Annotated in this window: 10 protein-coding genes; 7 read left to right on the top strand and 3 right to left on the bottom strand. The window is 61.5% G+C overall.

What is annotated here, in order from left to right; genetic code table 11:
• Positions 1–4: 4 nt before the first annotated feature.
• Positions 5–3,601 carry a leucine-rich repeat domain-containing protein gene (locus tag F6X59_RS05580; RefSeq protein WP_152955180.1) on the bottom strand — a complete coding sequence of 1,199 codons (3,597 nt, stop codon included), beginning with the start codon at positions 3,599–3,601 and terminating at the stop codon, positions 5–7.
• A 344-nt stretch (positions 3,602–3,945) separates the two neighbouring features.
• Between F6X59_RS05580 and F6X59_RS05575 the strand changes: the two genes are divergently transcribed.
• The 7 genes from F6X59_RS05575 to F6X59_RS05550 all read left to right on the top strand — a co-directional run bounded on the left by F6X59_RS05575 (position 3,946) and on the right by F6X59_RS05550 (position 11,088).
• Positions 3,946–5,103, top strand: a complete 1,158-nt coding sequence (locus tag F6X59_RS05575) for a hypothetical protein (protein ID WP_152955334.1) — start codon at positions 3,946–3,948, stop codon at positions 5,101–5,103.
• 74 nt (positions 5,104–5,177) lie between these two features.
• Positions 5,178–6,296: a glycosyltransferase family 61 protein gene (locus F6X59_RS05570; RefSeq protein WP_152955178.1), complete on the top strand. Its 1,119-nt coding sequence runs from the start codon at positions 5,178–5,180 to the stop codon at positions 6,294–6,296.
• Between the two features lie 235 nt (positions 6,297–6,531).
• A complete protein-coding gene (eppA, locus tag F6X59_RS28345; RefSeq protein WP_178120038.1) occupies positions 6,532–6,708 on the top strand; it encodes an EPS-associated small membrane protein EppA in 177 nt (58 codons plus the stop codon).
• 286 nt (positions 6,709–6,994) lie between these two features.
• The gene (locus F6X59_RS05565; protein WP_152955175.1) at positions 6,995–7,540 is read left to right on the top strand and encodes a polysaccharide biosynthesis/export family protein; all 546 of its coding nucleotides are present in this window, start codon (positions 6,995–6,997) and stop codon (positions 7,538–7,540) included.
• Positions 7,541–7,565: 25 nt separating this feature from the next.
• Complete coding sequence (locus F6X59_RS05560) at positions 7,566–8,684, top strand: hypothetical protein (RefSeq protein WP_372240310.1); 1,119 nt, start codon at positions 7,566–7,568, stop codon at positions 8,682–8,684.
• A gap of 20 nt (positions 8,685–8,704) precedes the next feature.
• Positions 8,705–10,270, top strand: coding sequence for a Wzz/FepE/Etk N-terminal domain-containing protein (locus F6X59_RS05555; protein WP_152955173.1), 1,566 nt, complete (start codon positions 8,705–8,707; stop codon positions 10,268–10,270).
• Positions 10,271–10,281: 11 nt separating this feature from the next.
• Positions 10,282–11,088, top strand: coding sequence for a CpsD/CapB family tyrosine-protein kinase (locus tag F6X59_RS05550; protein WP_152955171.1), 807 nt, complete (start codon positions 10,282–10,284; stop codon positions 11,086–11,088).
• Between the two features lie 43 nt (positions 11,089–11,131).
• Here F6X59_RS05550 and galE read toward each other — a convergent pair whose 3' ends face one another.
• Together galE and F6X59_RS05540 are read right to left on the bottom strand one after the other, a co-directional pair.
• Positions 11,132–12,094 (bottom strand): UDP-glucose 4-epimerase GalE, encoded by a 963-nt coding sequence (galE, locus tag F6X59_RS05545; protein ID WP_152955169.1) that lies wholly within the window; start codon positions 12,092–12,094, stop codon positions 11,132–11,134.
• Between the two features lie 75 nt (positions 12,095–12,169).
• Complete coding sequence (locus tag F6X59_RS05540; RefSeq protein WP_152955167.1) at positions 12,170–14,770, bottom strand: cellulase family glycosylhydrolase; 2,601 nt, start codon at positions 14,768–14,770, stop codon at positions 12,170–12,172.
• Position 14,771 lies beyond the last annotated feature (1 nt).

The following is a 14,771-nucleotide window of genomic DNA, read 5'->3' as shown; positions in this document are numbered from 1 at the left end:
CACTTTACAGTGCGAGATCGAACAGTTCATGAGCCGGGCGCTCTAGTGCCTGCTGGCGTAGCGGCAGGTTCTGGTCGATCACCGCCAGGCGGCGCCAGAATTCTGCGTGGGCGCGTCTAGGGTGTGATGTGAAAGGTTCAAGGTCGAGCAGCGGCCTGAGGTCTCGTCGATACTGCAGCGGCAGACGTTGCCAGAGCGCCTGTTCAGCGGGGCCAGTGTTGTGGAAAAAATCATCATAGTCGCTGTTGTCTACCAACAGATCGACATCATGCGCTGCGTTGTAGGCCTCGACTTCGTCGAGCATGCGTGGGCTGAGCCATTGGCTTTCAAGGCGCATCGCCCGGGCGACCGGCTGTGGCACCAGAAAGTCGGCAGGTAGCTGTTGCAGCTGGTTGCCGGCCAGGTCGATGGCCACAGGCGTGCTGGTGATGCTGCCCAGCCCGTGCGGCAATTCGGTCAGTGCGCAGTTGTCGAGGAACACTGTGAACAGGCGAGGCATCAGGCTCAGGTCGGGCGCGCGTAGCAAAGGGTTGCCCCCCAGGTCCAGCACGCCCAGGTGGGTGAACTGGTCGAGCATCTGCTGGGCACTGTCATCCCAGGTGATGCGATTGTGGTCGAGGTCCAGCCATGCCAGCGCTTGGGGATTGGCCAGGCGAGGCAAGTGATTGAAGCGGCAATGGCTCAGCAGCAAGCGCTTGAGCCTGGGGAAGCGTTCGTAGAACTCGGCGGGTAATTGGCTCAGGTTGCGATTACCTTTGAGCGACACGTGTTCGATGTGGGTGAAATCGTCAGGCAGGGCCAGGCTGGCCAGGTCGCGGTCTTCCAGGTCAAGGCGTGAAAGGTCCAGGCTGTAGACCACGACGTTCTGGCCCAGTGGCAGGCGGGACAGGCGTCGCCAGGCATTGATGATGGGGGCGATGGCCTCCTGACGACGATGCGGGTATTGCGGGTCGGGGCGCGCCCATTCGCCGAGGTCACGGCGCAGGGTCTCCAGGCGTTGCTCGAGATTACGCATCTCCAGCGTGGGGGAGCGCCCTTGGCGTTGCCAGTCGTCCATGGCACGGAGGAAATCCTGATCGGTCGCCGTGGGGTAGAGTCGGCGATAACGGGTTGCCAGCGGGGCTTGCAGATAGGGCCCACTGGGGACTGCTTCGCGACCACCTTGCAGCCCTGCGCGGCCAATCCGACGCCGTGCGCCCGTACCCCAGAGGCGCTGAAGCAGTTCGCTGCGACGGGGCTCGGTCCAGGCCAGCACACGCTGACGCAGGGTGTTGCCATCAGTGGTCGAGAAACCCAGCGTGTTGCGCCAGGCAGTTGGCAGTGCCTGTTCGATGGCCCGGCACAGGTCCTGATCCTGGGGCGCCGGGGCAGGGCGTTCGCCCAGGTCGGCCTCATAACCCTCGGTGGACTTGATGACGCGGCAGATCCGGCTGGCCAGGTGCTTACCGCTGCTGTCGAGCAGCGGGCCTTGTGGGCTGCCAGCGCGCAGTTCAAGGCGCAGATCGGCAGGCCATTCGGGGAGGTCATCGAGGTAGCTGAACAACAGCCGTTCACTGTCGGTTGTACCCTGCAAGGGTACTATCAGCTCTTCCAGCGCGCGTACCAGTGGCCATTCGCGGTGCTGTTGCACAAGCGCTTCGCCCTGGAGCGGCTCGCCCCGCGTACCTGTCGCAATGCGTTTCAAGGTGTCGAGCATCAGCGCAGGCGCTGGCTGCCCTTCAAGGTGCACCTGGCGCAAGCGGGCCGCGTCGACACCGCAGATGCGCCCAGCCAGCTCCAGTTGCTCCGGGGTATAGGCCGCGTAAGCTTCGCCCAGCCGTTTTGCCAGCACCGCGAATGGCCACGCCTGTGGCTGCTCATGGGCAGCGCGCCATGCGCCCTGACCGTTATGCTCCAGTGGCGGTTGGTAAGCGTCGGCTGCATCGGGATGGACGATCCGCCATTGCTGGATGTCGGCATCAAATCGGTGTTGGTAAAGTTGCCCGTCCATGCGCAGGTAATGACTGCCTTCATGCAGGTATTGGCCTTGCGTATTGGGTTGCAGCCCTTCTGGCAGTGTCTGTGGGCTGCGGTAGGCTTCAAGGTCCGGCTGCCACAGGCGATAGCGGCCATCGCTGCAGCGAACTTCCTCCAGGCGCGCCAGCAAGGGACTTTTGAGCAGCTTCGGCACGAGCTGACCGGCCGTTGCCAGACCGCCAATCAAGGCCAGGTTCAGGCCGACGGTTTCCAGGTGCTGCAAGCCCAGGTGGCGGTCGCCTTCGAGCCAGTCTTCATAGCCCTCGTAGACTTCACCCAGTAACTGGCAGGCGGTGACAGCCAGCATCAGGGTACCCACTGCCGGGATGAAGAAACCTGCGACGTTGAGCACGTCCAGGCCAAGGTTTTCCCACTGTTCGAGGCGCTGGGCGCGGGCCTGGGCGTCGGCAACGGCAGTGGGCACTGCAAGCTGTTCGGCTTCGCTTTTCAGGCGGGCCAGGTACAGGTCCTGATAGACGCCGAAGGGTTCGCCGGTGATGGCCTGGAGGGTAGGGTGCAGGTCGGCCGGGCTGGCGTTGTCCAGGTTCTGTTGCAGCAAGTCGAGGAAGCGTGGCTGGTCGGCCTGGCTCAGGTAGGCCCGGAAGCGCTGACGGTTTTCTGGCTGCCGCAGCAGGGTCGCCAGCACCTGATTGACCCCGTCCAGGCCGGTGCAGGCGTGCAGGGCAGGGGTATTGCCGGGCAAGTGCAGCAACCAGTTGCTGTTGCCGGCATCGATCAGCATCACTTCGTGCAGCACGATGCCGAACAGGGCCAGTTGCCAACACGGCACAGTGCCGTTCTGCAGGAGTCGGCCGACCTGATCGCGTGCCGTGCCGTTCAGTTCGTGGCGTAAATAGGCCAGGTCCGCTGCCAGGCGCAAGCGGTCCTGTTGCACGGCAATGGCCTGTGCGCGCACCTGAGGCGCAGCGAAGCATTGCTGCAGATGAGCCTGGTAGGCCGCACCCATGTCGAGTTCGCGGCAGCATTGCGCAAATGCCTCAGGGGTGAGTGCGAGGCGCTCGACCTGATACTGCTCCGACGCCAGCGCAATCTGCGCGGTCGGCGTCTGCGGGCCAGTCACTACCCTGCCGTGCACCGTGATGGGCGTCACCTGGATTGCGCCACTGAGGGCGATGGCGCTTTCGGCGGTGAATGACTCGTCATCGGCAAAGTTCTGCAAGGCGGCCTGCAGCAGATTGTCACGACGATGACGGTACAGGAAGCGGGCTACGCTCCAGTTCCAGTTGCGTTCGACACGCAGCAGCTCGCTGCCGCGCAGCGGTGCCGTGAAGCCGAGTTCGGCCAGGCGTGCCTGCAGTTTCGGTTCGGCAAACTCGGTGATCTGCTTCAGCCCCGTGAGCGAACGTGCCAGCCTGGCTTGTGAGCGCAGCAGGCGAGTGTGGCTGGCCTGTACGGCTTCCCGCAGGTCGGGCGCGGCGTTGTTGTACCAATCCTGGTCGAATGCATCGAGGCGCTGGCTTTGATGCAAGGCTTGCCAGTGCAAGGGATAGGCATGATGGGTCCATGCGGGCAGTTGCGCTGTGATCAGGTCTTCCTGGGGCAAGGCGCTGGCGTGGTTGGCCATATCGAGGCTCCTTCGTTGAAAGGGGCCATCAGGCGGTATTTGCAAGCGCATGCGGTGGTAGTGGGGTAGCGCAACTTTGAATGCGTTGAAACACGGTTGATATATAGCGAAAGCAATACTTGAAGCGCCCCCGCGCGAGGAAATTTGGCGCCATTAATTACGCTATAATGCTGTCAAAATGCCGCTTGCCAAGCAGCGCTCCTGCATCTTAAATTGTTACTGAATATGAAGGCGGCATCCGAAGTTGATAGTTTATAAATCAACACGTTATGCAGGCTTTCAAGCTCCGCTTTATTGTTTTCCTTTCAGCCCCGTTGACAATATCAAAGGACGTCGAAGAAGACATGAAAGAGAACTTGGCGGCTGTGGCGCGAAAAGTGATCTCGCCTTCCATGCGCTACGAGATACGAACCGTTTCAAGCAAGTTACGCGAGCTGCTGGCCCGTACCTGCTTCTGGCGCTGGGAAATCTCGCGTTTCCGGCTGCAGCAGGCCAGCCCTTACGAAATCCTCTACATCGGCAGGAAGCATCAGCGCGAAATGGCCAAGTTGCTGATTGGCGGCAAGGGCCAGCAACAAGCGGCCGAAGCTGGCGAGGAGGCGGCTCCCGCGACGAACCGTCATGTGGTGGTGGTGAGCGAGATGCCGACATCCGGCGCGTTGACGGTACCCCACTACCTGAGCGCCGTGGTGCCGCTGGGGCGTTCGCTGGACGACATCACGGCCCGCTACGACAGTGAACTGCGCCGCAGCATTCGCAAGAACCGCCCGCTCTACCAGATGCGCCAGACAATCGCCGATGACGAGATCGCCATGGCCGATCAACAGCTGCTACGGCCCTATGCCAGTGCCAGGCAGGGCATCCATGCGGCGCAGTTTCCAACCGACGAAGTGTTTCGTCTGGCCAAGGGCGTGGGGCGCCTTGATCTGATTACTTGCGGCGACGAGGTGATCGGCTGCCATCTGGGCTGCGAGATCACGCGCGACGGCAAACGCTATTGGAGCACCCTGCGTTTCGGTTATTGCGAAGCCGTGTTCTCAGACCCGAAAAGGCTGCGCGAGGTCAACTCGATCACCACCTTCATGGCGCTCGAGTGGGCCTTGGCCCACGGTTATGACTATTACGATATCGGCCTTTGCCTGGCGCGGCCGGATGACGGCCTGCTGAAGTGGAAGCGCCGGCGTGGTGGTGATATCGATGCCTTGGGCAACCATGCCTACCTGTTTGTCCGCCTACCTCGCACGGGGACCGCGCAGTTCCTCTGGGATACACCGTTGTTCGCCGTCGAGGGCAACAAATTGACGCTTCACCTGGGGCTGCCGGAAGGGCCCAGCGATGAGGAAGTTGCCAGCCGTTATCACGAAATGGTCTTTGGTGGCCTGCACAAGATCTACCTCTATGGCGCCAGGAGCAGTAACGAGTCATTCCTGCAAACCCTGCGCAGCCGTTACGCCACGCTACAGTCCCCGCCCATGATGGAAAGGGTTGTCGTTTCCAGCTGAACCGACTTCAAGGCATGCCTGGAGTGCGTGCCTTGCCTCAGACCAGAGACTGGTCACATCGGGAGGGGCGTTTCATGGGCAGTGGTATTTCGAACTTCAGTGGCTCTTCGGTTGCCAGCCAGAACACCTGGACCCTGGCGGCCTATCAGCACATCGCGCGCAAGCGCCTGGCACGCAAGGCTGATATCGATATCAAGCGCGTCGCCGAGAAAGTCTGGGATATCGCACCCGGTGAAACAACCGTCTCGCCCCCGGCGTTCTATTTGCCTGACCAGCTGGAGCGGGTAACGGGCTGGGAGGCGAAGCGTTTCTATCCGTATGTACATCCTGCGCGCACCATGGAAGGCGGAATCACCGTCGAACAGGGGCCGACACGTGGCTACCTGCTCAAGGATGTCTGGCTGATCGACGGGGCGTTGTACAAAGGCAATGCCAGCCATTGGCTGTCGTTGAAACCGAGCCGCTTTCCCGGCATCACGGTGGATCACGAAATCGACCGTGGGGCCATCTACTGCACCCAGAACGGCAATACCTGGTTCGGTACCTGGTTGATGGAAGACTGCCCGACCTACGCCCTGGCCTGCGAAGAAGGTGTGCCGGTGACCACGGCGCCGTCGGCGCGCTACCCGCTGTTCACTCAAGGGCCGGCGTACGAGCGCTGGCTGGGCATGCAGCCGCTGCGCACGCGTGGCGCGTTCTTCCGCGAACTGGTGTTGTTCGACGACCTCAGCAACAACCGCAGCAGGTATTCACGTTACCGCGCCATGGGTGACAAGTTGTTGTCGCATGTTGACCCGTCGCCGCACCCGGGGGTGTTCATCCTGCGTGGCAGCGATGGCGACTTGCGCCTGATGCGCAATGAGCTCGAAGTCGCCTCGCACCTGCAGAAACACCGCGGTTTTCGCGTCATCGACCCGATGAAAACCGATGTGCCAGGTATCGTCGCCGCCTGTGCGGGGGCGAGGACGGTGATTGGCGTTGAGGGCAGCCAGCTGGTGCATGGGGTCAATGTCCTGCAGCCCGGTGGTTCGATACTGGCGCTGCAGCCGCCGAACCGGTTTGTGAGCTACTACAAATACCTGACGGATCGCGACCATCAGCACTTCGGTTTCGTGGTCGGGACGCCGCAAGGTGAAGGCTTCACCATTGATATCGATGAAGTGGAGCGAACGCTGGATCTGTTCCCTCATTGAACCTCGTATCGTCGGCAACCCACTGCCAGGTATTGCGCCACAACGCAGTCCTGGCAGGTCGCCGAACCCAGCAAATTCAGGCTGGCGGCATTTTGACGAGGCCAGCCACTCCCCATTGAGATTTATTATGGTGTCGGATCATTGACGTAATGTCATTGTGCCCATAAGCTCAAATCAACAGCGATCCAGTCTTCCGCCAAATTAATAACAACGTTCCTCTTTGAAGGTGGCGAATATGCGCTCGACTTTGCTCATCAAGTCTTTCTTCTTATTGATTTTATTGACTGGAGCAGCGCGAGCGGCGGATTCTTACTTGTCCGAAAATACCATTGTCCCGCTGTCCACGGCGGGCTGGTTGTTCGCATCTGCCGTGATCGGTTTCATCGCGGTGGCCAACAGAAAGAAGATCTAAGTTGTTTCATTTTTATCGCGATGCCAATGCGTTGACGCTAAAGTGTGGACGTTTACGTTTTTTGGGGTGGGCAATGCTTGTCTATTTTACAGCTGTTGCTATATTCCAGTAGCCAGCGCCCTCGGCGCAAACGGCGGCAAAAAAGGTAGGCAGGGCGGCATCGCGGTAAAGGGCCTCAGGATGGGTGAGGCCGTCGCAGCAAACAGGCTGCGAAGCGGAGCGAGAGGTTCGTCGTTGTACTCATTCAGTGCTCTTAACCTGGGCCGACTGGCCGGAGGGATCCCTCATGGTACGTTTGCTGATGTCCGTTCTCTGCGCCCTGGTGGCATGGTCTGGCACCGCCGCCGCCGACACTACCTCTTCTACCTACCTGTTAAGCCCCGGTGACAAGGTCATGATCTCGGTCTGGCAGGAAGACACCCTGCGTCAGGAAACCGTGGTCCTTCCCGATGGCAGTATCACCTTCCCGTTGGCGGGTCGCGTGGATGTCGCCGGCCTTGAAGCCACCGCCGTGGCGAAAAAAATCGAGACCGCACTGAAACCTTACCTGGCCCAGCCGAATGTCAGTGTGGTCGTCACCAGTACCGCTGGTAATCTGGTATATGTTCAAGGCAAAGTGATCAAGCCCGGCCCGGTGCCGATGGCAGGCCCTACGGCGGTGCTTCAGGCCCTGAGCATGTCGGGTGGAATGGACAAATTCGCCGACGAAAGTGCCATCAAGGTCATCCGCGGCCAAAAGGTCATGCCGGTGCGTTACAAGGATCTGGTTTCTGGGCGTGACATGTCCACCAACTTCCAACTTCAGGCTGGCGATACGCTGGTCGTACCCTGACTCTCCTAATAATTAAGAACGACTTGTGCCTATCAATAAAACGACGAGTGTTGTAACGGCAATCATGATGATGCCGTTCTCCGGGGTGGTTGATGCCGCCAGCTGGCAGTCTTCAGTCGAGGTTCCCACGACTGTCGAGTACGACAGCAACCCATTGCTCCTGACCTCCAAGGAGAAAGGTGTGACGCGTACGATCATTGCGCCTGATTACACCCTGGTGGGTCAGTTCGATCGTGACCAGTTGCGCATGGGCGTGGGTATGCATGTGCTGCGCTCGTCCGACCGCTCGGTGATGGATGACCGTGAAGACCCGAACCTCAGCCTGGGCTGGCAGCGCGAAACCGAAAGCGGCGGCTTTGGCCTGCTGGCGCAGTACGATGAAAGCTCGACGCTTTCCGGCGCGGTGCAGGACACCGGTGTGGTGACCACCACTGACGGCACCCAGAAGATGTCCAGGCTCACGGGCAACTGGAGCAGCGCGGTCACCGAGCGCAGTACCCTGGCCAACGAACTGCGCTACTCCCATGCCACTTACGACATCAGTACGCTGACCGGTTACGACGAGTACGCCAACGATTTCACCTGGACGTACGCCTTTAGCGAACGCACCGACATCATCACCGGTTTCGAGGCGCGGCGTTACGAACCGGACAGCAGCACCACGGCCATCGCCACCAACAGCTACGTCCCCAGCATTGGCCTGAAGTACCAGTTCTCCGACAGCCTGGTCGGCGCCATGCATGTTGGCGTCAACCAGACTGACGGTGCCGGTACCCAGCGCCGTGGTGAAGGCGGCGCATCGCTGACCTACCGTGGCTCGCGTCACGAGGCCAGCTTCAGTGCCGACCGCTCCACCATGTCCAACGCCCAGGGCGGTGCAGCCGAGATGGACATGGTGCGTGGCAGCTGGAGCTACCTGCTCACTGAAACCACCCGGGTCGGCGCAGACGCCTGGTGGCAGGACAGCAAAGGGCAGAACCCCAACACCATGCAGACCTACAGCGTGTGGGCCAGCCGGGCGTTTTCGCCGGCCTGGGACCTGCGCTTTTCGTTGCTGTACAAGGAGCGTCAACAAAGCGGCCTGCCCAATGCCGACGCTACTATCGCGGGTTTGACGCTGACGTATAGATACCCCGACATCTGAACTCCGGATTGGTGGCCACTATGAAATCTGAGTACGAGCTTTCTATCAAAGATTACATCGCCATCATCAAGGACCGAGCCTTGTTGCTGGCGATCGTCATAGTGGTCGTGGTGGCCGCCACCATCGGGGTGGCGATCAGTGTGCCGCCGATCTATCAATCGACCGGGACCATCCTGGTGGAATCGCAGCAGATCTCCCCGGACCTGGTCTCGGCCGGCAACAACACCTTTGCCGATGAGCGTATCGAGGTCATCCGCCAGCGGGTGATGACCCGCGAGAACCTGGCGCGGATCATCGAGAAGTACAACCTGTTCGCTGACCGCGGCAGCCGCTTCAGCGAAACCGACAAGATCGAGCAGATGCGCAGTGCGATCGTGGTCGCCACGCTCAGCACGTACGTCAAGGGGCGCGGCGAGGCCACCGTGGCCTTTACCGTATCCTACGAGGACAAACGCGCGGACGTAGCCAAGGAAGTGGCAGACGAACTGGTGTCGCTGTTCCTCAACGAGAACATGAAGCAGCGTACCGAACGCGCTACCGAAACCACCGAGTTCCTCTCCCAGGAAGCTGACAAGCTCGGCGCCGAGCTGGCCGACCTGGAAAACAAGCTGGCGGACTTCAAGCAGGCGCATTCCAATGCCTTGCCTGAAAACCAGCAGTTGCGCATGAGCATGTTGTCGCGCGCGGAACTGGAGTTCCGTGAGGTGGACCGTGACTACAAGGCTGCGCAGGAAGAACTGCGTTATCTGGAACTGGAACTGGCGGCGGCCAACTCCGGCGTGCCGACCCAGGCGGCCAATGGCAGGGCCGTTGCCCCAGACCCTCAGGATCTGCCAGGGCTGAAGGCCGAATACGCCCGACTGCTGACCAAATACACCGAAGCGCACCCGGACGTGGTGGCGATCAAACGCAAGATCGACGCGCTCAAGGCAGCGGGTAACCAGGGCATTGCCGTAGCGGCTGGCGGCAACCTCGACGCCGCACGCGTACGGACCAAGATGGCTGCTGCGCAGTCGCGCATCGCCTCGCTGGCCGATCAGAAGCGCCAGCTGACCACCAAGATCGAAGGCTATGAGGCCGATATCCTCGAGGCGCCGCAAGTCGAGCGCGGCCTGGTGACGCTACTGCGTGACCATGACAACGCACGCAAGAAATACGAAGAAATCCGCAACAAGCAGATGGGCGCGAAGATCACCGAAAGCCTCGAGCAGGAAAACAAGGCCGAGCGCTTCGTGTTGCTGGAGCCGCCGCTGATGCCGGAAAAACCGGTCAAGCCCAACCGCAAGAAAATCGTCGCCCTTGGCCTGGTACTGGCCCCGGCCGCTGGCGGTGGCCTGGTGATGCTGCTGGAAATGCTCAATCAGCGCGTACGCGGTGTCGGAGCCCTGGAAAGCGTGCTGGGCCGGCGCGTACTGGTGGCGGTGCCGTTTATCTCGACCAAGGCGGACAAGGCCAGGCGCAAAAGGCTGTTGTCGATGATGATCAGTGTCGGTTTGCTGCTGGTTGCTATCCTGTTGGTGGGCGTCCACATGTTTTACATGCCTTTGGACCTCCTGCTTTTCAAAGCTATGGCTCGGTTTGAATAGGGAGCGCAGCGATGGACAGAAGTACGCCGGCTATTGGTAAGAACATTCACCAGGTTTCGCCAGCCACATCAGAGACGGCGCAGGTGCCTTCGGTCATGCCGAAGTCTGGTGAACTCGGGCAGTTCGATTACGTTCAGACCAAGGTGGTGCCGCTGAATGCGGAACACCTGGAGCGTAACCGGATTGTTTCGTTCAACAAGAACTCGAACATGAGCGGGGCGATCGACTTGCTGCGCACCCAGGTGCTGCAGGCCATGGAGGACAATGGCTGGCGCACGCTGGCGATCACCTCGCCAACGCCCGAGGCGGGCAAGACGGTACTGGCCGTCAACCTGGCCATGAGCATCGCCCATCACACCAACAAGACTGCCTTGCTGGTGGACTTCGACCTGCGCCGCCCACGGGTTGGCAGCAGCCTCGGCTTGCCGATGGAGAAGGCGCTGAACGACGTGCTCAACGGCAAGGCCTGGCTCGAAGAGGCGCTGGTCAACCCGACACTGCCACGCTTTGTCGTGCTGCCGACCCGCGAGCCGGTACCGATGTCCACCGAGGTGCTGTCATCGGCCAAGGTGAACACCTTGATCGGCGAGCTGCGCGACCGCTATGACTCGCGGATCTGCATCTTCGACTTGCCGCCACTGCTGAGTTCGGACGACGCGATCACCGTGCTGCCGAAGTTCGACTGCGTGCTGCTGGTGGTGGCCAATGGCATGAACAGCAAGAAGGATATCGAGGATTGCCTGTATCACCTGGCTTCATCGAACCTGGTGGGGGCGGTGTTGAACAAGGCGGATGAGCAGCCGCGAACTTACTACTGAGGGTTGGCCCCTTCGCGCCGAGCCGGTGCGAAGGGGCTGGCTGTCATTTCCAGGGATACTTCAGCTCCCACTCCCACGCATGGTTCACGATCACCTCCAGTGAACTGAACGCAGGCTGCCAGCCCAGCATTGACCTGGCTTTTTCAGCATCTGCCACCAGCCGGGGCGGGTCGCCAGCGCGGCGTGGCGCTTCGATGACATTGATCTGCCGCCCGGTCACCGCGCGTGCAGTATCGATCACTTCCTGCACCGAAAACCCCAGCCCGTTACCCAGGTTGAACGCCGTGGTCGCGCCGCCGGCCAGCAGGTACTCCACGGCCAGCGCGTGTGCCGACGCCAGGTCGGCAACGTGGACATAGTCACGGATGCAAGTACCATCGGGGGTGTCGTAGTCATGGCCGAACACGGTCACGGCCTCGCGACGCCCAGAGGCGGCCTGCAGGATCAGTGGAATCAGGTGGGTTTCCGGCTCATGGCATTCGCCCAGCTCGCCGTCCGGGTCAGCACCTGCCGCATTGAAATAACGCAAGCTCACCGAACGCAACCCATACGCCCGGTCGAAGTCTTCGAGCATCTGTTCCACCATCCATTTGGTGCGCCCGTAGGGGTTGATCGGCACCTTGGGGTGTTGCTCGTCGATGGGCACATATTGAGGGTCGCCGTATACGGCGGCACTGGAGGAGAAGATCAGCCGCTTGATGCCCGCCCGGACCATGGCCTCCAACAGGCTCAGGGTCGCGCAGACGTTGTTCAGGTAATACTTGTCGGGGTCGGCCACCGATTCGCCGACCTGGATGAACGAGGCGAAGTGGAACACCGCATCGAAGTGATAGTCGCTGAACAGGGCGTCCAGCGCGTGGCCGTCGGCGATGTCCAGGCATACCCATTCGATGCCGGGCGCCGGCGCCTCAAGGTCTGCCACCACCACCTCATGGCCGGCACGCAGCAGGTGCTTGACCATGTGTGAGCCGATATAACCTGCACCACCGACAACCAAGTACTTCATCCAATCCTCCTGGAGCAGACGCAGCGTCGAATGCCTGGAATACAGGGCTTCAATGACTGTAGATGGCGATATGCCCTATTTCAAGAACAGCCAGTTGGCCATGTGCTGGCCATCGAAGGTGATCAGGTAGCGCCCATCCTTGTAGCTCGCGGGCAGGGCATTTTCCTGGCCATCGCTGCTGCGGCTGTAGAGTTTCAGGCCCGCTGGCGCCTTGATGCTCAGGCTGCCTTCGAGCGGTTCGACACGGAAGGGGGTGACGTCCTCGGGCCTGGGGATGGCGCGGCTGCCCAGTGAAACGAGCAGGCTGCGCGACTGGGCGAGCGGCTTGCTGTCCAGGCTCTGCACCACGACGCTGGCATAGCCGGTTTTCAGCTGGACCTGGATATCGCCCACGCTGAGCGATTGGCCCCCCAGCCAGCCAGTCGCCGCTTGCGTCATGGGCGTATTGATGGTGTAGAGACCTTGCTGCCAGTTGTGGCGCAGCTCGCCGCTGTCGCTGACGGCTTCGCTGGCGCCGGCATCGATCAGGGGCTGCCCTGGGTCTTTCAGCACCTGCGCGTCGGCGGGCAGCGCGGCGGCCTGCAGCCACGGCAACTCCGGGGTTTGCGGCATGGCGATCTGCAGGCGGCCTTTCTCCATGGCGGTGCGCAACATCACCGAGTTGGCCGGTGAGATGTCCTGGTTGAACAGGGTCGCTGCCGTGGGTGCGAAGACGTAGCGGGTCTTGGCCTGGTGCACGTCCTGGCGCCGATAGAGCAGGGCGGCGGCGGGGAGGGTGGCGATCAGCCCCGGGTCGTTGTAGGCATTCCAGTTGTCGGCCCGGCGCCACTGTTCGAAGAACGCCTGCTGGCTGTAGGCGTATTGCATGATCGCGTCCCAGCCCTGGTGGCTGCCGGTGCCGGCCACGTAAAGTGGCAAGGTGTGGCGGTCGGGCAGGGGGAAGGGTTCGGCGTTCCACTCGGTAACGGTCATCGGCTTGCCCAGTACCTGGGCCGCGCCCAGCCAGTTGATCATGCCGTCGCTGCTCAGCGGGTTCTTCTCCAGCTGGCCGAGGCCGCCGTAGCTGTGCGCGTCGACCACGTCACCCGCAGTCAGCGCAGGCAGCGAGGACAGGCCATTGAGGCCCCAGGTGCTGGTGGTGGCGATCGGTACCTTGACCCCCAGCGTGCGCAGGTAGCCGATCATGTCGGCATAGAAGCGCTGCTCCAGGTCGTTGAGGAACAGCTTCGACGGGCCGTGCTCCCAGGCGCGCCAGGTCTTGTCCGCCGGCAAGTCGTGGCGCTGGGCGAAGGCCTTGGCCTGGTCCATGTACAGCCGGCTGTGCTTGGGCACGTCCTTGTCGGGCAGCAGCGCGTTGCCGAAGTGGTGGGTGACGTCGTTCTCGTTGGTGATCAGCACGGCGGCAATCGCCGGGTCGTCCTTGTAGGCCAGCCCGGTGTAGCTGTTCACGTGGGTCAGGTATTGCTCGGCAAAGCGCTTCAAGGCCTGCTGCATGGTCACGTTGACGAACAGGTAGCCCTTGAGGCCGGCGACCGTATGGTCCTTGGGCAGCTCGTCGAAGCCATAGATGTTGTCGGCGGCAGTGAGCGGCCGCGACACATGCAGGTCGAGCCAGACATAGATGCCTTCGTCCTTGAGGCTCTTGATCCACTGGTCGATCTTTTTCAGCGACTCGGCGCTGAGCTGCTGGGTGTCCTTGATCTTCAGCAAGTCACCGAAGATGTTGGGGGTCACCCAAGGGGAGTCGTGGTGGTGCAGGCGCACGAGGTTGAAGCCCAGGGCTGACAAGCGCTTGGCCTGCAGCTTGATTTCCTCGTCAGGCGTACGGAACAGCGCATAGGCCGACAGGTTGGTGCCCCAGAAGCGTACCGGGGTGCCGTCGGCGAACACCAGCTGTTCACCATCGGCCTTGACGAAGCCGCGCTTGCCAGCCGGTTTCTCCGCTGCGTTGAGGAACGACAGGTCGACCGGTGAAGTGCGCCAGTCGAGCTGGTCATCGGGCCATGCCGTGGGGTCGGTCATGCCAAAGCGTTCGGTGGCGGTCTGGCCGATGGTGATATCCCCGGTCACGCTCAGCTGTGCCTTGATCTGCTGTTGCCCAGGCTTGATCGGGTCGGTGTAGAAGAAAGTGCGCACCTGGTCGGTGTTGCCGCGTTCGAAATAGACCTTGGCCAGCGGTGGATCGAAGCGCATTTCCACGTGTGGCCCTTGTGGGTTCTTGCCCCACGCCCAGCCGCGGTTATCGGGCAACAGCACCGGGTCGCCCATTTCTCCGGCAATCAGCGTGGGGTCGAAGCGCCAGACGATACCGCCGCCCATCACATCGCTCTGCCTGCTGTGCGCCTGCAGGTCGAAGTCCCAGGTGAGGGTTTGCGCCTGGGGCTTGTGGATGTTTGCCTTGAGGTCGAAGTCCAGGTCCTTGTTGGTGCCGGTCAGCGTGTAACGGTAGGGCCCATCGACCTTGAGCGTCGGATAGAACCCGGTCCAGCCCCAGTTCGCGCCCCAGAAGTCGAAGCTGGGCACGAAGGCCAGGCCACCCCCATGGGTCAGCGTGGGCAGGCCGTTCTGTTCGTCGACACGCACGACCCAGTCGGATGCCCAGGCGCCCATTGGCAATGCCAGCAGGCCGACCAGTAGCGATGTGCGGGTCCATGTACACAGGGCAAGACTGGGCATT

The sequence above is a fragment of the Pseudomonas sp. MN1F genome, from assembly GCF_009391885.1.
Lineage (GTDB): Bacteria > Pseudomonadota > Gammaproteobacteria > Pseudomonadales > Pseudomonadaceae > Aquipseudomonas.
This window is presented reverse-complemented; position numbering and strand designations above follow the sequence as displayed.